Annotated in this window: 15 protein-coding genes and 1 pseudogene; 6 read left to right on the top strand and 10 right to left on the bottom strand. The window is 63.7% G+C overall.

Annotated elements, in window-relative coordinates; translation table 11 throughout:
• Positions 1-83: 83 nt before the first annotated feature.
• Entirely contained in the window at positions 84-1,451 is a 1,368-nt protein-coding gene (gene radA, locus ABMD26_RS14910) for a DNA repair protein RadA (protein WP_049860923.1), read from the bottom strand.
• A gap of 211 nt (positions 1,452-1,662) precedes the next feature.
• Here radA and mscL point away from each other — a divergent pair, with 211 nt between their 5' ends.
• Positions 1,663-2,115: a large-conductance mechanosensitive channel protein MscL gene (gene mscL, locus ABMD26_RS14905; RefSeq protein WP_090360398.1), complete on the top strand. Its 453-nt coding sequence runs from the start codon at positions 1,663-1,665 to the stop codon at positions 2,113-2,115.
• Positions 2,116-2,274: 159 nt separating this feature from the next.
• On the opposite strand, the gene ABMD26_RS14900 is transcribed toward mscL, so the two are convergent.
• Positions 2,275-3,051 (bottom strand): ferredoxin--NADP reductase, encoded by a 777-nt coding sequence (locus tag ABMD26_RS14900; RefSeq protein ID WP_134723737.1) that lies wholly within the window; start codon positions 3,049-3,051, stop codon positions 2,275-2,277.
• A gap of 307 nt (positions 3,052-3,358) precedes the next feature.
• Here ABMD26_RS14900 and ABMD26_RS14895 point away from each other — a divergent pair, with 307 nt between their 5' ends.
• Entirely contained in the window at positions 3,359-4,483 is a 1,125-nt protein-coding gene (locus ABMD26_RS14895) for a methyltransferase (protein ID WP_354310464.1), read from the top strand.
• Positions 4,484-4,568: 85 nt separating this feature from the next.
• Here ABMD26_RS14895 and ABMD26_RS14890 read toward each other — a convergent pair whose 3' ends face one another.
• From ABMD26_RS14890 to ABMD26_RS14865, 6 genes are all read right to left on the bottom strand, one after another.
• Positions 4,569-4,730, bottom strand: a complete 162-nt coding sequence (locus tag ABMD26_RS14890; RefSeq protein ID WP_084139847.1) for a DUF2474 domain-containing protein — start codon at positions 4,728-4,730, stop codon at positions 4,569-4,571.
• A gap of 52 nt (positions 4,731-4,782) precedes the next feature.
• Positions 4,783-5,790, bottom strand: coding sequence for a cytochrome d ubiquinol oxidase subunit II (gene cydB, locus ABMD26_RS14885; protein ID WP_056844062.1), 1,008 nt, complete (start codon positions 5,788-5,790; stop codon positions 4,783-4,785).
• Between the two features lie 2 nt (positions 5,791-5,792).
• Positions 5,793-7,229 carry a cytochrome ubiquinol oxidase subunit I gene (locus tag ABMD26_RS14880; protein WP_090360407.1) on the bottom strand — a complete coding sequence of 479 codons (1,437 nt, stop codon included), beginning with the start codon at positions 7,227-7,229 and terminating at the stop codon, positions 5,793-5,795.
• A gap of 330 nt (positions 7,230-7,559) precedes the next feature.
• Positions 7,560-9,749, bottom strand: a complete 2,190-nt coding sequence (locus ABMD26_RS14875; RefSeq protein ID WP_354310461.1) for a xanthine dehydrogenase family protein molybdopterin-binding subunit — start codon at positions 9,747-9,749, stop codon at positions 7,560-7,562.
• Positions 9,746-10,735 carry an FAD binding domain-containing protein gene (locus ABMD26_RS14870; protein WP_049860916.1) on the bottom strand — a complete coding sequence of 330 codons (990 nt, stop codon included), beginning with the start codon at positions 10,733-10,735 and terminating at the stop codon, positions 9,746-9,748. The genes ABMD26_RS14875 and ABMD26_RS14870 overlap by 4 nt, the downstream gene beginning before the upstream one ends.
• A complete protein-coding gene (locus tag ABMD26_RS14865; protein ID WP_049860915.1) occupies positions 10,732-11,250 on the bottom strand; it encodes a (2Fe-2S)-binding protein in 519 nt (172 codons plus the stop codon). Before ABMD26_RS14865 ends, ABMD26_RS14870 begins: the two co-directional genes overlap by 4 nt.
• Before the next feature lie 237 nt (positions 11,251-11,487).
• Here ABMD26_RS14865 and ABMD26_RS14860 point away from each other — a divergent pair, with 237 nt between their 5' ends.
• The 4 genes from ABMD26_RS14860 to ABMD26_RS14845 all read left to right on the top strand — a co-directional run bounded on the left by ABMD26_RS14860 (position 11,488) and on the right by ABMD26_RS14845 (position 16,375).
• Positions 11,488-12,780: an NCS2 family permease gene (locus tag ABMD26_RS14860; protein ID WP_049860914.1), complete on the top strand. Its 1,293-nt coding sequence runs from the start codon at positions 11,488-11,490 to the stop codon at positions 12,778-12,780.
• Positions 12,777-13,862 (top strand): tRNA (uridine(54)-C5)-methyltransferase TrmA, encoded by a 1,086-nt coding sequence (trmA, locus tag ABMD26_RS14855; RefSeq protein WP_320498375.1) that lies wholly within the window; start codon positions 12,777-12,779, stop codon positions 13,860-13,862. Before ABMD26_RS14860 ends, trmA begins: the two co-directional genes overlap by 4 nt.
• Before the next feature lie 219 nt (positions 13,863-14,081).
• Entirely contained in the window at positions 14,082-15,455 is a 1,374-nt protein-coding gene (locus ABMD26_RS14850; protein WP_354310457.1) for an MFS transporter, read from the top strand.
• A gap of 68 nt (positions 15,456-15,523) precedes the next feature.
• Positions 15,524-16,375, top strand: coding sequence for a shikimate dehydrogenase (locus ABMD26_RS14845; protein ID WP_049860911.1), 852 nt, complete (start codon positions 15,524-15,526; stop codon positions 16,373-16,375).
• 376 nt (positions 16,376-16,751) lie between these two features.
• On the opposite strand, the gene ABMD26_RS14840 is transcribed toward ABMD26_RS14845, so the two are convergent.
• Both ABMD26_RS14840 and quiC read right to left on the bottom strand, forming a co-directional pair.
• Complete coding sequence (locus ABMD26_RS14840) at positions 16,752-17,423, bottom strand: TetR/AcrR family transcriptional regulator (protein WP_049860910.1); 672 nt, start codon at positions 17,421-17,423, stop codon at positions 16,752-16,754.
• A 94-nt stretch (positions 17,424-17,517) separates the two neighbouring features.
• Positions 17,518-19,430, bottom strand: a pseudogene (gene quiC / locus ABMD26_RS14835) (3-dehydroshikimate dehydratase QuiC).
• Positions 19,431-19,952 lie beyond the last annotated feature (522 nt).

The following is a 19,952-nucleotide window of genomic DNA, read 5'->3' as shown; positions in this document are numbered from 1 at the left end:
GGGCAGAGCCCGCTCCCACAGTAAACCCGCTCCCACAGTAAGGCGGTGACACCCAACAACCTTAGCCTACTGTGGGGTTCGTGCTACTCGAACAAGGCATCCAGCGCCTGCTCGAGGCGGGTCACGGCGATGATCTGCAGGCCCGGTGGGGCCTCCTTGGGGGCGTTGGCCTTGGGCACGATGGCGCGCTTGAAGCCGTGCTTGGCCGCTTCCTTGAGCCGCTCCTGACCACTGGGGACCGGGCGCACCTCGCCCGACAGACCGACTTCGCCGAACACCAGCAGGTCGTGGGGCAGCGGGCGGTTGCGCAGGCTGGACATGATCGCCGCCAGCAGCGCCAGGTCGGAGGCGGTTTCCAGCACTTTCACGCCGCCGACCACGTTGAGGAACACGTCTTGGTCGTGGGTGGGGATGCCGCCGTGCCGATGCAGCACCGCCAGCAGCATGGCCAGACGGTTCTGGTCCAGGCCCAGGGTGACTCGCCGTGGGTTGGACAGGTGGCTGTCGTCGACCAGGGCCTGCACTTCCACCAGCATTGGCCGAGTGCCTTCCCACGTAGCCATGACCACACTGCCGGGGACTTCTTCCTGGGCTCGGGTCAGAAAGATCGCCGACGGGTTGGAGACTTCCTTGAGGCCCTTGTCGGTCATGCCGAACACGCCCAGCTCGTTGACCGCGCCGAAGCGGTTCTTCACGGCGCGCAGCAAGCGGAGGCGGCCATCGGATTCACCTTCGAAATAGAGCACGGTGTCGACCATGTGCTCGAGTACGCGAGGGCCCGCCAGGGCGCCTTCCTTGGTCACGTGGCCGACCAGGAAGATGGCCGTGCCGCTCTGCTTGGCGTAGCGCACCAGCAGCGCTGCGCTTTCACGCACCTGGGACACGCCCCCGGGCGCGGACTGCAGGTTTTCGGTGAAGATGGTCTGGATCGAGTCGATCACCATGACCTTGGGCTGTTCGACCTTGGCGGTGGCGATGATGGTTTCGATACAGGTCTCGGTCATCACCTTGAGCTTGTCCTGGGGCAACCCCAGCCGCCGCGCACGCATGGCGACCTGTTGCTGCGACTCTTCGCCGGTGACGTAAAGCGCAGGCATGCGCGTGGCGATGTTGCACAGGGTCTGCAGGAGGATGGTCGACTTGCCGATGCCCGGATCGCCGCCGATCAGCACCACCGAGCCATCGACCAGACCGCCACCGAGCACGCGGTCCAGTTCGGCCGAGGCGGTCGAGAAGCGCGGGATCTCCTCGATGCTGACTTCGGCCAGGGTCTTGAGCTGGGCCTGCTGCCCTGCCCAGCCGGTGCGGCCGCTGGGCGGTGCGGCGGCGCCGCTTTCGATGACCGTTTCCACCAGGGTGTTCCAGGCACCGCATTCGCCGCATTGGCCGGCCCATTTGGGGAACGTGGCACCGCACTCGGTGCAGCCGTACATGCGCTTTGCCTTGGCCATGAAAATTCCTGTTCGAAAAGTGCGTTCATGATAATCGAGCGCGCTGTAATAGTGGGTAAATCAAGCCCTTGCAGCGCGGAAAAGCGGCTAGTCTGTACTTTGACAAAACTTCTCGGGCGCAGCTGTGTCCCTTGCAGCAGGCGTGGAAAATGAAGCAATACGCTGACTTGGACTGCGTTGACCAACCTCATCTGTAATAAGGAATAACCTCATGAGCGTGCTAAGTGAATTCAAGGCCTTTGCGGTCAAGGGCAATGTAGTCGACATGGCCGTTGGTATCATCATCGGTGCAGCCTTCGGCAAGATCGTTTCATCCTTCGTGGGCGATGTGATCATGCCGCCGCTCGGGCTGCTGATCGGTGGCGTGGACTTCAGCGACCTGGCCATCACGCTGCGTGCGGCGGTCGGTGATGCGCCGGCGGTGGTATTGGCCTATGGCAAGTTCATCCAGACAGTCGTCGATTTCATCATCGTGGCATTTGCCATCTTCATGGGCGTGAAGGCCATCAACCGCCTGCGTCATCAGGAAGAGAAGAAACCTGCGGCGCCTGCTGCACCTTCCAAGGAAGAAGTGCTGCTGAGCGAAATCCGTGACCTGCTCAAAGAGCAGAATGGCAAAGGCACCGTGGTGACCACTGCACCGACGCCTGGTCCGCAGATCTGATACCGCGTTAAGCTTTCGCGGTCGATGACCGCTCCTACAGAAGAACCACACTCACATTGTAGGAGCGGTCTGTGGCCGCGAAGGGCCAATGCGGTGAGTCAGGTAGACCTGAGCTCGGCGAGGCTTTCGCGGCCACAGACCGCTCCTACGAGATGACTGCTACCAGTAGTTCTCGACGGCGACCTGGCCGGGGCGGCGGCTCAGGCTCAGGTTCATGTCACGGCCCTTGAGCAGTTGGCGGGTGTCGTCGATCATCTGGGGGTTGCCGCAGATCATCACCCGTGAATGCTCGGGCACCAGTTCCAACCCTGCAGTTTTTTCCAGCTCGCCATTCTGAATGAGATCGGTGATACGGCCATGCAACGTGCCCGGCACCTGCTCCCGGGTCACGATCGGGATGAACTGCAGCTTGCCGGCAAACTCGGCCAGGTAGTCCCGCTGTTCCAGGCCAGCGATCAACTCTCGATACGCCAACTCCTGACCTTCCCGCGCGCTGTATACGAGCTTGATGTGCTCGAATTTCTCCCACACGGGAAAGTCCTGCAGAATCGACACGAAAGGGGCCACGCCGGTGCCGGTCGCCAGCATCCACAGGTCACGGCCGTCGACGAAGCGATCCAAGGTCAGATAACCCGTTGCCAGCTTTTCCACCAGCAGCTCGTCTCCCGGGCGCAACCGGCTCAGTTCACTGGTGAACTCGCCGCCCGGCACGACGATGGAGAAGAATTCGAGAAACTCATCGAAGGGCGAGGACGCCATCGAATAGGCGCGCCACACCACGCTGCCATCGGCCTTGGTCACCCCCAGGCGGGCGAACTGGCCGGCGACGAAGCGGAAACCGGCGTCGCGGGTGGTGCGCAGGGTGAACAGGCTGGGGGTCAGCGGCTGGACCTCGAGGATGGTCTGGCGGGTGAATTTTTCTGCGCTGGCAGTCATGGGGCGCTCCGGGGCTCAAGTGCCGGTATTTTCCCGCAAACCGCCGCAGATAAACACCGTTGGTTTGTGTGGCCACCTGTGGGGTCAGGGGGGCGGCGAGTCATCTGCTCGCTGAGGTCTTGCTGGGTGGGTCTGACACTGCGCGGTGCGCCATTCGCGGGCAGAGCCCGCTCCCACAGAGTCCATTCTCACAGAGCCAGCTTCCACGAAGCGCGCTTCCATAGTGGCAAAGGGTGGGCGTTCGGGGCGCGGTCGGGTGAGCGATCGGGTAGAATCGCGCCTTTATTGCCGCTTCGTGCCTTCTGCCATGCCTGTACTGACTTCGCCTTTCGCTGAGCTCGACCTGATCCGCCAGCCCGATCAACCCAACGAGCCGTTGCAGGCGTTCGATGCGGCAGACGAGTACCTGCTGGCGCACATGGCCGAGCATCCCCTGCCCGCCCAGGCACGCGTGCTGATTCTCAACGACAGCTTCGGTGCGCTGGCCATCAGTCTGCAAGGCTCGGTGCAGGTGGTCAGCAGTGGCGATTCATTCCTCGGCGCGTTGGGTCTGGAGAAGAACCTGACCCGCAATGGCCTGCCATTCGACAGCATCGCATTCACCCCCGCGAGCGCGCCGGTGCAGGGTCCGTTCGACCGCGTGCTGGTGCGTGTACCCAAGACCCTGGCCCTGCTCGAAGAACAGCTGATCCGCCTGCACGGCCACCTGGCGCCCGGTGCCGAGGTGGTCGCTGCCGGCATGGTCAAGCACTTGCCTCACGCTGCAGGTGATCTGCTGGAGAAATACATCGGCACGATGCGACCGTCACTGGCGGTCAAGAAGGCTCGGCTGTTGATCGCCACTGACGAAGGCAAGCCCGCGCCGGTATCGCCCTACCCGACCCGCTATCAGCTGGACGACCCCAGGCTGACGCTGATCAACCACGCCAACGTGTTCTGCCGCGAAGGGCTGGACATCGGTACCCGCGCGTTCCTCCCACACCTGCCGCGCAACCTCGGCGCAGCGCGGGTCGCCGACCTGGGCTGCGGCAACGGCGTACTGGCCATCGCCAGCGCCCTGGCCAATCCGCAGGCCAGCTACACGCTGGTAGACGAGTCGTTCATGGCCGTGCAATCGGCGCAGGAGAACTGGCAGGCGGCCCTGGGCGCGCGTCAGGTCGAGGTGCGCGCCGGTGATGGCCTTGCCGGCCAGGCGCCGCAGTCGCTGGACGTGGTGCTGTGCAATCCGCCGTTCCACCAGCAGCAGGTGGTGGGTGACTTCCTCGCCTGGCGCATGTTCCAGCAGGCGCGCGAGGCGCTGGTCACCGGCGGCGACCTGTACATCGTCGGCAATCGCCACCTGGGTTATCACAGCAAGCTGGCCAGGCTGTTCCGCGGCGTCGAACAGGTGGCTGCCACGCCCAAGTTCGTGGTGCTACGCGCGCGCAAGTGAGCGCAACGGTGCGTTTGAAGAGCAAAAAAAAGCCCTCGCAAGGAGGGCTGTAAAAAAAGCACTGCCAGAGCAGCACTGATGGGATTCAGTGGGATTTCATCCCGGCCGCCGTCATGAACAGGCGGATCAACATGGCAAACACGCCCAGCGCGACGACGCTGCCGGCATAGATCACCACCAGCCAGCCCAAGCGTTTCCACAAGGGCTTTTTCTCTTCGCTGTGCGTAACGATCGGTTTCTCGCTCATGCTTCTACTCCTGCCCGACCCAGGCCTTGCAGCCTGGGCAGCGGCGGTTGGACTAGTGGTAGCCGTCTTCGTGGGTGACCTTGCCGCGGAACACGTAGTAGCTCCAGAAGGTGTACACCAGGATGATCGGGATGATGAACAGCGTGCCCACCAGGATGAAGCCCTGGCTCTGTGGCGGCGACGACGCGTCCCAGATCGAGATCGACGGTGGGATGATGTTCGGCCACAGGCTGATGCCCAGCCCGCTGTAACCCAGGAACACCAGCAGCAGGGTCAGCAGGAACGGCGTGTAGTGCGCGTTGCGCTTCACCGAACGCAGCAACCCGACCACCGTGGCCAGTACCAGGATCGGCACCGGCAGGAAGTAGAACAGGTTCGGCGTGCTGAACCAGCGCGTGGCGATGTCGCCATGGGCCAGGGGTGTCCAGATGCTGACGATACCGGTGACGATCAACAGCCCGTAGGTCAGTGGCGGTGCCAGCTTGTGCATGGCCTGCTGCAGGCTGCCTTCGGTCTTCATGATCAGCCAGGTGCAGCCGAGCAAGGCGTAGGCCACGATCAGCGCCAGGCCACAGAACAGGCTGAACGGCGTCAGCCAGTCCAGGCCGCCCCCGGCGTAGTTGCGGCCGACTACGGGAATACCGTCGATGTACGCGCCAAGCGCCACGCCCTGGAAGAAGGTCGCTGTCAGCGAGCCGCCGATGAACGCCTTGTCCCACACGTGGCGCTTGGCTGCGGTCGCCTTGAAGCGGAACTCGAACGCCACGCCGCGGAAGATCAGACCCATCAGCATCAGAATCAGCGGCAGGTACAGGGCCGACAACACCACCGAGTAGGCCAGCGGGAACGCGCCGAACAGCGCCGCACCGCCCAGTACCAGCCAGGTTTCGTTGCCGTCCCAGACTGGTGCCACGGTGTTCATCATGACATCGCGGTCGCCTTCATCCTTCATGAAGGGAAACAGGATGCCGATGCCCAGGTCGAAGCCGTCCATGATCACGTACATCATGATGCCGAAGATGATGATCACGGCCCAGATGAATGGAAGATCGATACCCATGCTTAGTGCCCCTTGCTCAAGGTGTCGGTTTGGCCTTCTTCCGTGCCTTCATGGGCTGCGGACAGAGGACGTGCAGGGGTGCGCTGGGTACCAGGACCGCCGGTGTTGATTGTTTCTTCGTGTGCCTTGGGACCCTTGCGCACCAGGCGCATCATGTAGCCCAGGCCCACGCCGAACAGCGAGAAGTACACCACGACGAACATCACCAGGGTGATGCTCATCTGCGTGACGCTGTGGTTGGAGGAAGCATCGGCGGTGCGCATCAGGCCGTAGACCACCCACGGCTGACGGCCGATCTCGGTGGTGAACCAGCCCGCCAGCAGGGCGATCAGGCCCGATGGCCCCATCCACAGGGTCAGGTAGAGGAATGGACGGCAGGTGAACAGCGCGTCTTTCTTGCGCAGCCATACGCTCCACAGACCGACGAAGATCATCAGCATGCCCAGGCCGGCCATGACCCGGAACGACCAGAAGACGATGGTCGAATTGGGCCGGTCTTCCTTGGGAAAGGATTTGAGCGCAGGCACCTGCTTGTCCAGGCTGTGGGTCAGGATCAGGCTGCCCAGGTAGGGAATCTCGACCGCGAAGCGGGTTTTCTCTGCTTCCATGTCGGGCCAGCCAAAGAGGATCAGCGGGGTGGCTTCGTCACCCTTGTTTTCCCAGTGGCCTTCGATCGCGGCGATCTTGGCGGGCTGGTGCTCGAGGGTGTTCAGGCCGTGCATGTCGCCGACGAAGGCTTGCACCGGGGCGACGATCAACGCCATCCACATGGCCATGGAGAACATCCGGCGGATGGCCGGTGTGTTGCGCCCGCGCAGCAGATGCCAGGCGGCCGAGGCACCGACGAAGAACGCCGTGGCGACGAAGGCGGCGATGGACATGTGCGCCAGGCGGAACGGGAACGAGGGGTTGAAGACCACCGCGAACCAGTCGACCGGGATCACTCGACCGTCGATGATCTCGTGGCCCTGAGGGGTCTGCATCCAGCTGTTGGACGCCAGGATCCAGAACGTCGAGATCAAGGTGCCGATCGCCACCATGACCGTCGAGAAGAAGTGCAGGCCGCGGCCCACGCGGTTCCAGCCGAACAGCATGACGCCCAGGAAGCCCGCTTCCAGGAAGAATGCGGTCAGTACTTCGTAGGTGAGCAACGGGCCGGTGACGGCGCCGGCGAAGTCGGAGAAGCGACTCCAGTTGGTGCCGAACTGGTACGCCATGACCAGGCCGGAGACCACGCCCATGCCGAAGTTGACTGCGAATATCTTCGACCAGAAGTGATACAGGTCGCGGTAGGTGTCGTCACGGGTTTTCAGCCACATGCCTTCGAGCACGGCCAGGTAGCTGGCCAGACCGATGGTGATGGCAGGAAACAGAATGTGGAACGAGACCGTAAACGCAAACTGCATTCGGGCGAGATCGATTGCCTCTAAACCGAACATGGGGCTTCCTCTATCAGGTGAACCGGCGCGGGCGGGCAGCCCATGCCAGCGACCCCTGCGAGGGAAGCGCGGTCTGATGACTTCGTTCTGCTTGGTTCCACGACGCAGGGATTGTGGCCGTTTGGCCGCCATGCCGCGCCGGACGAGGCGTTGACATGGATCAAGATACCGTCAAAGAGTAGCCCTGTTTGTGCGATCGGGCTGTGTGGTTTAGTGCCGCACGACCGGATGTCGCACCCGGTTTACTTTCGTCTGGTATGGGGTTTGCGCAGCTCATCTGTTACCCGAAAACACCGGCCGGTGCAGTGCGCACCGGCCGGAATCGAGCTTTCAGAGCACCTTGTCCAAGGTGATGGGGAACTCGCGGACACGCTTGCCGGTGGCGTGGTAGATGGCGTTGGCCACGGCGGCCGCGACACCGACGATGCCGATCTCGCCGACACCCTTGGAACCCAGGGCGTTGACGATGTTGTCGGGCTCGTCGACGAAGATCACGTCGATGTCGTTGATGTCGGCATTCACCGGAATGTGGTACTCAGCCAGGCTGTGGTTCATGAAGCGGCCCAGGTTATGGTCGGTCTGGGTTTCTTCCTGCAGGGCCATGCCCAGGCCCCAGACCACGCCGCCGAGGATCTGGCTGCGGGCCATCTTCGGGTTCACCACGCGACCGGCGGCCACGGCACTCACCACGCGGGTGACGCGGATGGTGCCCAGGTCTTCGTCCACTTCCACTTCGACGAAGACCGCCGAATGCGTGGCCGTGGCGTAGCCTTCACGCTTCTTGTCCGGCTCGGCATCGACCTGGGCTTCGAAGGTATCCATACCGTCGATGCCGCTCAGGTTCTGCAGCGACACGTGATGGCCCGGGCAGCGCAGCTCGCCGTCCTCGATGAACACCTGTGCGGGGTCTGCCTCGGCGAAGGCCGGCTGCACCTGGCTGGCGGCGTGGATCAGCTTGGCTTTGAGCGCTTCGCAGGCCTGCTGCACGGCGGTCCCCACCGACGACACGGTGAACGAGCCACCTTGCAGTGGCGCGGTGGGCAGCGACGAGTCGCCCAGTTTGAACTCCACGTCCTGCGCGGCGACACCGGCCGCTGCCGCAGCGATCTGGGTCATCACTGTATAGGTGCCGGTGCCGATGTCAGTGGTCGCGCTGCTGACCACCAGCTTGCCTTGCTTGTCGATTTTGGCCTTGGCGCTGGCCGGCATCTGCATGGCCTCCCAGACCCCACCGGCCATGCCCATGCCCACCAACTGGTTGTCGCGGCGCATGCTGCGTGGCTCGACCGTGCGCTGGCTCCAGCCGAAACGTTCGGCGCCCTGCTGGTAGCAGGCCTTGAGTTCCTTGCTGGAATACGGCTTGCCTTCGTTCTGGTTGGTGTCGGAGAAGTTGACCAGGCGCAGTTGCACGGGGTCGATCTTGGCCGCCACGGCCAGCTCGTCCATCGCGCATTCCAGGCCGATCATGCCCAGGGCTGCGCCGGGAGCGCGCATGTCCAGGGGCGTGAACACGTCCAAGGGCACCAGGTTGTAGGTCAGTTTGACGTTATCGCAGTGGTAGAGCATGCCGCTCCACTCCACGACGTGCTCGGAGAAGTCTTCGAAACGCGAGGTCTGACCGGTCGCGGTGTGGCCGACTGCCTGCAGCTTGCCGTCGGCGTTGCAGGCCAGTTGCAGCTGCTGCACGGTGCGCGGACGGTAGCCGAAGGTGAACATCTGCTGACGGGTCAGGGTCACGCGTACCGAGCGCTTGAGGTGCAGGGCGGCCATCACGGCCAGCGGCAGCTGGTACTGCGGACGCAGGCCGGAGCCGAAGGCGCCGCCGACGAAAGCAGCCATGACGCGGATCCTGTCCTTGTCCAGGCCGAACACGTTGGACAGATAGGTCTGGCAGTTCTGCGTGCTCTGGGTCTTGTCGTGGATCACCAGGCTGCCGTCGGCCTGATACAGCGCGGTGCTGGCATGGGGCTCCATCGGGTTGTGGTGCTCGACCGGCGTGTCGTAGGTGGCGTCGACGGTGATCGGGGCGGCAGCGTATTGCCTGGCAAAATCGCCGCGCGGTTCGGGCAGTTCAGCCGGCGCCGGCTTGGCGGCGGATAGTTGTGCGCGCAGGTCGGTCTGGTGAGGTTCCTGGGCGTATTCGATCTGGACCAGAGCGCCCGCATGGCGCGCCAGTTCCAGGTTTTCCGCGACGACCAGCGCCAGCGGCTGGCCGCTGTAGAGCACGTTGTCGTTGTACAGCGGGCGAAACGGCGAGCCGTCGGCGGCATCGTCGTCTTCGTATTTTTCGTCGTAGCTGGCCAGCTTCGGGCGGTTGGTGTGGTCGATCACGGCCACCACGCCCGGCAATGCCAGAGCCTTGGACGCATCGATGGACAGCACGCGGCCGTTGGCGATGGTGCTGGAGACCACACTGCCAAACAGCAGGCCATCTTCAGGAAACTCGCCAGCGTAGCGCGCCTGACCGGTCACCTTGAGCAGACCGTCGACGCGGTCCATGGGTTTGCCAAGTGTGCTCATCGCTGCATCTCCCCTTTGGCGGCGTCGCTCAGGGCACGGACTATCGCGCGGCGGGCCAGCTTGATCTTGAAGGTGTTGTGTTGCAGACCGCGAGCGTCCTGCAACAGGGCGTCGGCAGCTTTGCCGAAGGTCTCGGCAGTGGCGGGCTGGCCGATCAGCAGGCGCTCCACAGCTTCATCGCGCCACGGCTTGTGGGCGACACCGCCCAGCGCCAGGCGGGCGTCGCGAATGGTCTCGCCATCCAGCTCCAGCGCTGCGGCAACCGATACCAGCGCGAAAGCGTAAGACGCCCGATCGCGGATCTTCAGGTACTGGCTGTGGGCGGTGAAACCGGCGGCGGGCAGTTCAACCGCGGTGATCAGTTCGTCATCGGCCAGTTGGTTGTCGCGCTCGGGCGCGTCCGCGGGCAGGCGATGAAAGTCGGCGAATTCGATGGTGCGCGCGCCGTTCGGACCCTGCACATGGACCACGGCAGCCAGCGCTGCCAGGGCCACACACATGTCCGAAGGATGGGTGGCGACGCACTGCTCGCTGGCGCCCAGGATGGCGTGGATGCGATTCAAGCCGTCCTTGGCCGGGCAACCGGTGCCGGGCTCGCGTTTGTTGCACGGCATCTTCGAATCGTAGAAGTAGTAGCAGCGCGTGCGCTGCAGCAGGTTGCCGCCGGTGCTGGCCATGTTGCGCAGCTGCGGCGAAGCACCGGCCAGGATCGCCTGGCTGAGCAACGGGTAACGCTGCTCGATCAACGGGTGCCAGGCCAGGTCGGCATTGCTGACCAGGGCGCCGATGCGCACGCCGCCCTCGGCGGTTTCCTCGACTTCGCGCAGGGGCAGCCCGGTGATGTCGATGAGCTGCTCGGGCTGCAGGACGTTTTCTTTCATCAGGTCGAGCAGGTTGGTACCACCGGCGATGAAGCGCGAGCGAGGACCGGCCAGGCGTACGGCTTCGTCGACACCGGCAGGCTTGGCGTAGGTAAACGGATTCATGAGCGCTCCCCTCCCTGCACTTCGACCACTTCTTCGATGGCCGCGCGGATGTTGCTGTAGGCGCCGCAACGGCACAGGTTGCCGCTCATCAATTCCTTGATGTCGGCGCTGGAGTCGGCGCGGCCTTCGTTGATCAGGCCAACGGCCGAGCAGATCTGCCCCGGCGTGCAGTAACCGCACTGGAAGGCATCGTGCTTGATGAACGCGGCCTGGACCGGATGCAGTTGATCACCCTGCGCCAGGCCTTCGATGGTGGTCAGCTCGGCGCCGTCGCACATCACGGCCAGGGTCAGGCAGGCGTTGACCCGCTTGCCATTGAGCAGCACGGTGCAGGCGCCGCACTGACCGTGGTCGCAGCCTTTTTTGCTGCCGACCAGATCGAGCTGTTCGCGCAGCAGATCCAGCAGGGTGGTCCAGGGCAATACATCGAGCTGGCGCGACTGGCCATTGAGTTGCAGAGAAATGCTGTGGCTGGCGTACGGCTGCGCGCCAGCGCTGGAAGAAAGGGTGCTCATCGGGTCGACCTCACGGTGGTTCAGCTTGCGTGCGCGGCATTTTTCATGTCGCGTCGTTTGCAGGTACGACTTGGCACGCCGGTCATTCGTTCAGACGAGCTGATGAGTGTTTCCCCGCGACCGTGCTGGTATGATGCGCGGCTTTTTTTACCGCCCGGATGTGCTTTGCTATCAGGGTCGACACGACAACACTCGACAACAACGGTAACGGCGCAAAACGCGCCACAGGGAGCGGGCATGCTGGAAAGGCTGTTTCAACTCAAGGCGCACAACACCAACGTGCGCACGGAAATACTCGCCGGGGTCACGACCTTTCTGGCGATGGCCTACATCCTGTTCGTCAACCCCAGCATCCTGGGCGAAACCGGCATGGACAAGGGCGCGGTCTTCGTCGCCACCTGCCTGGCCGCGGCCATCGGCTCGACGGTCATGGGCCTGATCGCCAACTACCCGATCGCCCTGGCGCCGGGGATGGGCCTGAACGCCTTCTTCACCTACACCGTCGTGCTGCACATGGGCCACACCTGGCAGGTGGCGCTGGGCGCGGTGTTCATCTCGGCGGTGTGCTTTTTCCTGCTGTCGATCTTTCGGATCCGCGAGTGGATCGTCAACAGCATCCCCCTGCCATTGCGTTCGGCCATCGCTGCGGGCATCGGCCTGTTCCTGGCGCTGATCGCGCTGCAAGGCGCCGGGATCGTGGTCGGCAATCCGGCCACCGTGGTGGGCATGGGCGACCTGACCAAGCCCGGTGCGGTGCTGGCGATCCTGGGCTTTTTCCTGATCGTCGCCCTGGAGGCGCGCAAGGTCCGCGGGGCGGTGCTGATCGGCATTCTGGTGGTGACCACCGCGTCGATCCTGCTGGGCTTCAGCCCATTCAACGGGCTGGTGTCGATGCCACCATCGCTGGCGCCGACCTTCATGCAGCTGGACATCGCCGGGGCCTTGGACATCGGCCTGCTCAGCGTGATTTTCGCCTTCCTCTTCGTCGACCTGTTCGATAACTCCGGGACCTTGATCGGCGTGGCCAAGCGCGCCGGCCTGATGGGCAAGGACGGCCACATGCCGAAGATGGGTCGGGCGCTGATCGCTGACAGCACGGCGGCCATGGCCGGTTCGCTGCTGGGTACTTCCACCACCACCAGCTACATCGAGTCGGCAGCGGGCGTCAGCGCGGGGGGCCGTACCGGCCTGACCGCCATCGTGGTCGCGGTGCTGTTTCTGCTGGCACTGTTCTTTGCCCCACTGGCGGGCAGCGTGCCGGCCTATGCCACGGCACCGGCGTTGTTCTTCGTGGCGGTATTGATGGCGTCGGGCCTGGCTGAAATCGAGTGGGACGACATCACCGAAGCCGCCCCGGTGGTGGTCACCGCGCTGGCCATGCCGCTGACCTATTCGATCGCCAACGGCATCGCCTTCGGCTTCATCGCCTGGACCTTGATCAAGCTGCTGGCGGGCCGTGCCCGCGACTTGAACTCGGCGCTGGTGATCCTCTCCATTCTGTTCGTTGTGAAACTGGGCTGGTATCCATGAGTGCTGTTCTCGACCCCTCCTCCTACACCCAGCAGCTGGATGAAAAGGTAGCGCGCCTGCGCGCGTTGCTGGCGCCGTTCGATGCGCCGGAACCGGCTGTGTTCGATTCGCCCCGCGAGCACTACCGGCTGCGCGCAGAATTTCGCCTGTGGCGCGAGGATGGCCAGCGGCACTACGCGATGTTCGCGCCCGGCGAGAAGCATGTGCCGATCCTGATCGACAGCTTTCCCATCGCAAGCGCGCGCATCAACGAGCTGATGCCGCGCCTGAAGGCCGCCTGGCAGGCCGATGCGGCGCTGAGCAACAAGCTGTTCCAGGTGGAGTTTCTGACCACACTGGACGGCGACGCGATGGTAACGCTGTGCTATCACCGCCCGCTGGACGAGCACTGGCAGCGCGCTGCCGAGCAACTGGCGAGCGACCTGGGTGTGAGCATCATCGGTCGTTCCAAGGGCAAGCGTGTGGTCATCGGCCGCGACTATGCGGTCGAGGCGCTCGAGGTGGCCGGTCGTACGTTCCGCTATCGCCAGCCCGAAGGTGCGTTCACCCAGCCCAACGGCACGGTCAACCAGAAGATGCTCAACTGGGCGTACGAGGCCCTGGGCCCGCGCGACGACGATCTGCTGGAGCTGTACTGCGGCAACGGCAACTTCACCCTGCCGCTGGCCACGCAGGTGCGCAAGGTGCTGGCCACGGAAATCAGCAAGACATCGGTCGCCGCCGCCTTGCACAACCTCGATGACAACGGCGTCGACAACGTGACCCTGGTGCGCTTGTCGGCCGAAGAGCTGACCGAGGCGCTCAACGAAGTGCGTCCGTTCCGTCGTCTGCAGGGTATCGATCTCAAGGCCTATGACTTCGGCAGCGTGTTCGTCGATCCGCCACGGGCCGGCATGGACGTGGACACCTGCGAGCTGACCCGACGTTTCGACAACATCCTGTACATCTCCTGTAATCCGGAGACGTTGGCGGCCAACATCGAGCAATTGCACGATACCCATCGGGTGGCCAAGTGCGCCCTGTTCGATCAGTTTCCGTACACCCATCACATGGAATCAGGGGTCTTGCTGGTACGCCGTTGACCGCCGTGCTGCACTGACGGGCCGAACCACGCGAGACGGTCACGCATCCTGTCAGGCAACCCACGCAGCCCCCTGACGCGGCTTGCGTGGCTGCAACGGCGGACGTGCCTGTGGTAGAACAGAGGTAACAAGAAGTTACCACTGTCATGGAGACCGGCTTGAACAACGCTGCCAACGGCCCTCTGTCCGCTTCGCGCTCACGCTTGATGGCGTCTTCTGGTGGCCGCGGCGTTCTTCATGGAAAACCTGGACGCCACGGTGATCGTCACTGCCCTGCCGGACATGGCCAGATCCTTCCAGGCCACCGCAGTGGACCTGAACATCGGCATCACCGCCTACGTCATGACCCTGGCGATCTTCATTCCCGGCAGTGGCTGGGTGGCCGATCGCTGGGGGCATCGTCGCGTGTTCATGGCAGCGCTGGCGCTGTTCACCTTGGCCTCGGTACTGTGCGCAGCCTCGCAGGAGCTCTGGCAGTTCACCGCCGCGCGGGTGCTGCAGGGCATCGGTGGGGCCATGATGGTGCCGGTGGGGCGTCTGGCAGTCCTGCGCAATACCGAGAAGTCTGACCTGCTCACTGCCATCGCCTTCATCACCTGGCCCGGACTGGTGGCGCCGGTGCTGGGTCCGCCGGTGGGGGGCTTCCTGGCCACCTATGCGTCATGGCACTGGATCTTCCTGCTCAACCTGCCGTTGGGCCTGATCGCTCTGGTGTGTGCCTACAAGCTGATGCCCGAGGGCCGGGGCGTACATCCCCACCGCCCCTTCGACACAGTGGGTTTTGTACTCTGTGCCCTGGCGTGCGTGGGCCTGCTGTTCGGCCTCGATTTCATAGGTCAGGCTCCACGCAGCGGGTACGGCTACCTGATGCTGGCCACCAGTGCCCTCCTGCTGTGGGCGATGTACCGTCACTTCACCCGTCACCCCACGCCCCTGTTGAAACTGGACGCCCTGAAGATCCCTACCTACCGGATAACCTTCAACGGCGGCTCGCTGTTTCGCGCCATGGTCAGCGCACACCCTTTCCTGCTGCCGCTGATGTTCCAGTTGGGGTTCGGTCATGACGCCTTCACCGCCGGCCTGCTGGTGCTCACGCTGTTCGCCGGCAACATCGGGATGAAGCCCATGACCTCTTGGGTGCTGCGTCGCTGGGGTTTCCGGACCACGCTGATCGGCAGCAGCCTGGTACTTGCGGGCACTACCTTCGCCTGCGCGGCAATGACCTCGGCCACGCCACTGGCGGTGATCCTGCCGGTGCTGTTGGTGTCGGGCATGGCTCGTTCGATGGGGTTCACCGCCTACAGCAGCGTCGCCTTCGCCGACATGCCGCAGCCGCTGATGTCTTCGGCCAACACGCTGTTCAGCATGACTCAGCAGTTGGCTTTCGGCCTGGGCGTGGCGTTGGCGGTGATCTTCCTGCGCCTGAGCGAATCGGTGCTGGGCGTGAACGGCGAATCCCTGGCCAGCTATCACATGGCGTTCGTGCTGGTGGGGATGCTGACCTTGGTATCGATGTTCGACCTCTGGCAATTGCCCCGCAATGCAGGCGCTGCCGTGTCGGGCCATGGCAAGCAGACGACGCCGACAAAATGATTTGACGTAATTAACCGGTTAGTACAATTTACCCGCATCGCACCCAACAAAAATAATGGAGTCACTCGATGAGCGGTAAAAACGTCCTGGCGGGCCTGATCGGCGCCGGTATCCAGCAGTCCCGCACCCCGGCCATGCACGAGCGCGAAGGCGCGGCGCAGGGCTTGGGGTATGTCTACCGGTTGATCGACCTGGATGCACTGAAGCTCGACAACGGTGCCCTCGAAGAGCTGCTCACTGCGGCTCAACGCATGAGCTTCACCGGCCTCAACATCACCTTTCCGGCCAAGCAGGCGATCATTCCCCTGCTCGATGAGCTGTCGCCGGAGGCGTCTGGAATCGGCGCCGTGAACACCGTGGTGCTCAAGGATGGCAAACGGGTCGGCCACAACACCGATTGCCTGGGGTTCGCCGAAGGTTTCCGCCGCGGCATGCACGAGGCCAAGCGCGACCGTGTGGTGCAGATGGGTGCCGGCGGTGCCGGTGCGGCGGTGGCCCATGCGTTGCTGCTCGAAGGCGTGCAGCAGTTGAGCATCTTCGATGTCGAGCCGGCGCGGGCGCAGGCCCTGGCCGACAACCTCAACCAGCATTTTCCGGGGCAGCCGGCACAGGCGGGCAGCGACCTGCTGACGGCCTTGGCCGAGGCCGATGGCCTGGTCAACACCACACCGATGGGCATGGCCAAGCTGCCGGGCATGCCGGTGCCCAAGTCGGCCTTGCGCCCGGCGCTGTGGGTGGCCGAGATCGTCTATTTTCCGCTCGAGACCGAATTGCTGCGCGAAGCCCGCGCCCTGGGTTGCCGCACGCTGGACGGCGGCACCATGGCCGTGTTCCAGGCCGTGAAGGCCTTCGAGCTGTTCAGCGGCCGGCAAGCCGATGCCGAACGCATGATGGCGCATTTCGCCGAAATGAACGGATAAGCCCAGACCCGAATCACGACCCGTGTAGCAGCGGCGCAAGCCGCGTCGGCGGTGGATGCGGTGTGTCAGGCACAACGCGGTGCGGCCGGACGCGGCTTGCGCCGCTGCTACAGGGGGGTGGCGCAAGCCGCGTCGGCGGTCGGTGCCGGTGCGGTGTGTCAGGCACAACGCGGTGCGGCCGGACGCGGCTTGCGCCGCTGCTACAGGGGATCGCGGTGTTTGCAGCAGCGGCGCGAGCCGCGTCGGCGGTGGGTGCGGTCTACCTGTTGTACCGTAGCGCGCCCTTCGCGGGCAGAGCCCGCTCCCACAGGGGATCGCGGCGTGTCTGTAGCAGCGGCGCGAGCCGCGTCGGCGGTGGATGCGGCGTCTGTGGCTGCTACGGGGCCTGGATGAAGCGCAGGAGTGATTCGCAGAGCATTTCGCGATGGTGCAGCTTCAACGTGGCTTCGTTGAAATCCACCTGAAACAACTGGCCGAAGGTGTGCTTGTTGGACACCCGGTAGAAGCAGAACGAACTGATCATCAAATGCACGTCCATGGCATCCAGCCCCGGACGGAACACGCCCTGCTCGGTGCCGCGCCGCAACAGGTCGGCCAGTGCCAGAAGCACGGTCTTGTTCAACTCGCGAATGCTCGTGGACTTCTTGACGTACTCGCCCTTGTGCATGTTTTCGTTGCACACGATACGCACGAAATCCTCGTTGCGATCGTGGTGATCGAAGCTGAACTCCACCAGCCGGCGAATGCCTTCCACCGGCGTCAGCTCGTCCAGATGCAACTTGGCCTCGGTGCCGCGAATATCCCCATAGAGCTTTTCCAGCACCTCCAGGTAAAGCTGCTCCTTGCTGCTGAAGTAGTAGTAGATCATGCGCTTGGAGGTGTGCGTACGCTCGGCGATGGCATCGACGCGGGCGCCCGCCAGGCCCTGCTCGACGAACTCGGTGATGGCCGCCTGCAGGATGTTCTCGCGGGTCTTCTCGGGGTTGTTCTTGCGGGGCTTGCGAGGAACGTCGGCAGCGTGCGCGTCGGCCTCTGAGATTGTAGTCATGCTGGGCTCACGGCCGTCGTTGGTCAGCGGGCATTATGCGGCGCGCCGCGCACGCAAGCAAAGCCCGCCGCGCACCTGCGCGGCGGGCACCCGATCAGAGCTTGGCGTGGCGTATGCCACCGGCGCGCGCCTTGGCCATGGCCGACAGGCGCGCACTGCAACGTTGGCAGCGCCATAGCCGGCATAACCGCCGCGACGCTGCAGCACTTCGAAGAAGAAGCGCTCCTCGAACGGCTCGGTATAGACATGGAACAGCTCACCGCCGTTGGCGTCACGGTCGTACAGCACGTTGTAGTACGCCAGCTCGCTGAGGAATTCGTCGTCGAAATCGAACCGCGCACCGAGGTCATCGTAATAGTTGAGCGGGATGTCCAGCAGCGCCACCCCGGCCTCCTTGGCCTTGCTGACGGCTGCGAAAATGTCGTCGCAATCGAAGGCGATGTGGTGCACGCCCGAACCGCGATAGGTCGACAGCGCATGGGAAATCGCCGTGTTGCGGTTTTCCGAAATGTTCAGCGGCAGGCGGATCGAACTGCACTGGCTGCGCACCGCACGGCTTTTCACCAGGCCATAGGGGTCGGGCAGCACCACTTCGTCGTCGGCCTTGAAATCGAGCACGGTCTTGTAGAACAGCACCCAGCTGTCGAGGGTGTCCGGCGGAATGGCCATGGCCATGTGGTCGATGGACTTGAGCATGCCCGGCGTCGCTGGCGATGGGCTGAGGCTGAAGTCGCTCTCGTAGATGGTCGGCCCGTCGCTGGCCTCGTCCACCAGGTAGATCAGGCTGCCATCCAGCGCCCGCACGGCCGCCAGCTGACGCTCGTTGGGCCCGACCAGGCCGCGGAACGGCTGGGCCTTGTAAGCCACTGCGCGTTCCAGTGACTTGGCGCTGTCCTTGACCCGCAACGCGGTCGCACACAGCGATGGGCCGTGGGATTCGAAGAAGTTGTGGGCGAAGGAATAGGGTTCGGCATTTAGGATCAGGTTGATATCGCCCTGACGCAGCAGGCTGACGTTCTTGGAACGATGCTGGCCGGCCTTGGCGAAGCCCAGTTGCTGCAGCCAGTGGCTGAGCTTGGCCCCCAAGGCTTCGTCGACCGCGAATTCGAGAAATTCGATGCCTTTGTAGTCATCTGCAGCAGGCGGCGCGAAGAGGATGTCCAGGTTCGCCACCGGCGTTGCTTCCTGTTCAAGCAGCTTGCGGGTCTTTTCCTCCAGGTACAGCAGCGAGCGCAGACCATCGGCGGCATTGGCCCGAGGCGGCGCGGCGCGGAAGCCGTCGTTGAAGATTTCCAGCGACAACGGGCCGGTGTAGCCGGTCTTGATGATCGGTGCGAGGAAGCCCGGCAGGTCGAACTCGCCCTGCCCTGGGAAGCAGCGGAAATGCCGACTCCATTCCAGTACGTCCATGGCCAGGATGGGCGCATCGGCCATCTGCACGAAGAAGATCTTGTCGCCGGGAATGTCGGCGATGGCGCGCGGGTCGCCCTTGAGCGACAGCGTGTGGAAACTGTCGAGCAACACACCCAGCGCAGGGTGATCGGCCTGCCGGACGATGTCCCAGACCTGCTGATAGGTATTCACGTGACGGCCCCACGCCAAGGCTTCATAGCCAATGCGCAAGCCACGCTTGCCGGCGCGTTCGCCCAGCTCGCGCAGATCGTCGACGAGGATCTGCTGCTCGCCCAGCGAGTCGGCGGCGGTGTTGCTGCACACCAGCACCAGGTCGGTGCCCAGTTCCTGCATCAGGTCGAACTTGTGCTCGGCGCGGTCGAAGTTGCGCGCCATGCGCGAGCGGTTGCCACCTTCGAAGTCACGGAACGGTTGGAACAGGGTGATGGCGATGCCCAGGTCGGCGCACATCTGGCGCACTTCACGCGGACTGCCGTCGTAGTACAGCAGATCATTCTCGAAGATTTCCACGCCATCGAAGCCGGCGGCGGCAATGGCTTCGAGTTTTTCCGGCAGGGTACCGCTCAAGGATACGGTGGCGATCGAACGCTGCATGGCACGCTCCAATAAGGCTCTACGAAAAAGCGCTACGAGGGCTTGCGCCGAGGCCTCGACTACGCGCCTTTTCTGCGGTTCCGCCCAGCGCCTGAGGGCAGGCAGAACCGTGATGAAAAAAGGGGGTTGTATCAGTTTGCCACTCTACCCGAGCACGTACCAACTGGTTAGTTTTGCGTGCGATTATCGACCACTTACCGTGTGCATCGATTGATTAGCCCAGGCGGTGTGCGCACCATCGGTCCCGACAGTGAAGCTGGTCGAGACGCAGATTGCAATCGACCCGGCGCAGACCGCCCGCCGTGGCGGCCAACACCCCATAAGAATTTCAAGAACTCAGGTAATCACTCATGCCCATCCGATTTCACATCAATCCCGTACCTGTGACCTTTCCCAGCAGCGTCGAAGCCAGTCAATACGCACGCGTTTGACGCCACCGAGTGCTCCCTGACGGCAATGTCTCTGATACCGTGCATGCCCTGTATCAGACTGCCTCACGCTCAGTCGAAGTTCGGCGGTGGT

It is taken from the genome of Pseudomonas sp. PvP001 (assembly GCF_040546375.1).
GTDB lineage: Bacteria > Pseudomonadota > Gammaproteobacteria > Pseudomonadales > Pseudomonadaceae > Aquipseudomonas > Aquipseudomonas coleopterorum.
Note: the sequence above shows the minus strand (reverse complement) of the source record. Positions and strands in the feature narration are given on the sequence as shown.

Coding starts and splice junctions, on each gene's coding strand:
- ABMD26_RS14875 (WP_354310461.1), bottom strand. CDS start 9,749: ATGAGCACACTTGGCAAACCCATGGACCGCGTCGACGGTCTGCTCAAG.
- ABMD26_RS14870 (WP_049860916.1), bottom strand. CDS start 10,735: ATGAATCCGTTTACCTACGCCAAGCCTGCCGGTGTCGACGAAGCCGTA.
- ABMD26_RS14895 (WP_354310464.1), top strand. CDS start 3,359: ATGCCTGTACTGACTTCGCCTTTCGCTGAGCTCGACCTGATCCGCCAG.
- ABMD26_RS14880 (WP_090360407.1), bottom strand. CDS start 7,229: ATGTTCGGTTTAGAGGCAATCGATCTCGCCCGAATGCAGTTTGCGTTT.
- ABMD26_RS14845 (WP_049860911.1), top strand. CDS start 15,524: ATGAGCGGTAAAAACGTCCTGGCGGGCCTGATCGGCGCCGGTATCCAG.
- ABMD26_RS14900 (WP_134723737.1), bottom strand. CDS start 3,051: ATGACTGCCAGCGCAGAAAAATTCACCCGCCAGACCATCCTCGAGGTC.
- ABMD26_RS14860 (WP_049860914.1), top strand. CDS start 11,488: ATGCTGGAAAGGCTGTTTCAACTCAAGGCGCACAACACCAACGTGCGC.
- mscL (WP_090360398.1), top strand. CDS start 1,663: ATGAGCGTGCTAAGTGAATTCAAGGCCTTTGCGGTCAAGGGCAATGTA.
- cydB (WP_056844062.1), bottom strand. CDS start 5,790: ATGGGTATCGATCTTCCATTCATCTGGGCCGTGATCATCATCTTCGGC.
- radA (WP_049860923.1), bottom strand. CDS start 1,451: ATGGCCAAGGCAAAGCGCATGTACGGCTGCACCGAGTGCGGTGCCACG.
- ABMD26_RS14865 (WP_049860915.1), bottom strand. CDS start 11,250: ATGAGCACCCTTTCTTCCAGCGCTGGCGCGCAGCCGTACGCCAGCCAC.
- ABMD26_RS14890 (WP_084139847.1), bottom strand. CDS start 4,730: ATGAGCGAGAAACCGATCGTTACGCACAGCGAAGAGAAAAAGCCCTTG.
- trmA (WP_320498375.1), top strand. CDS start 12,777: ATGAGTGCTGTTCTCGACCCCTCCTCCTACACCCAGCAGCTGGATGAA.
- ABMD26_RS14840 (WP_049860910.1), bottom strand. CDS start 17,423: ATGACTACAATCTCAGAGGCCGACGCGCACGCTGCCGACGTTCCTCGC.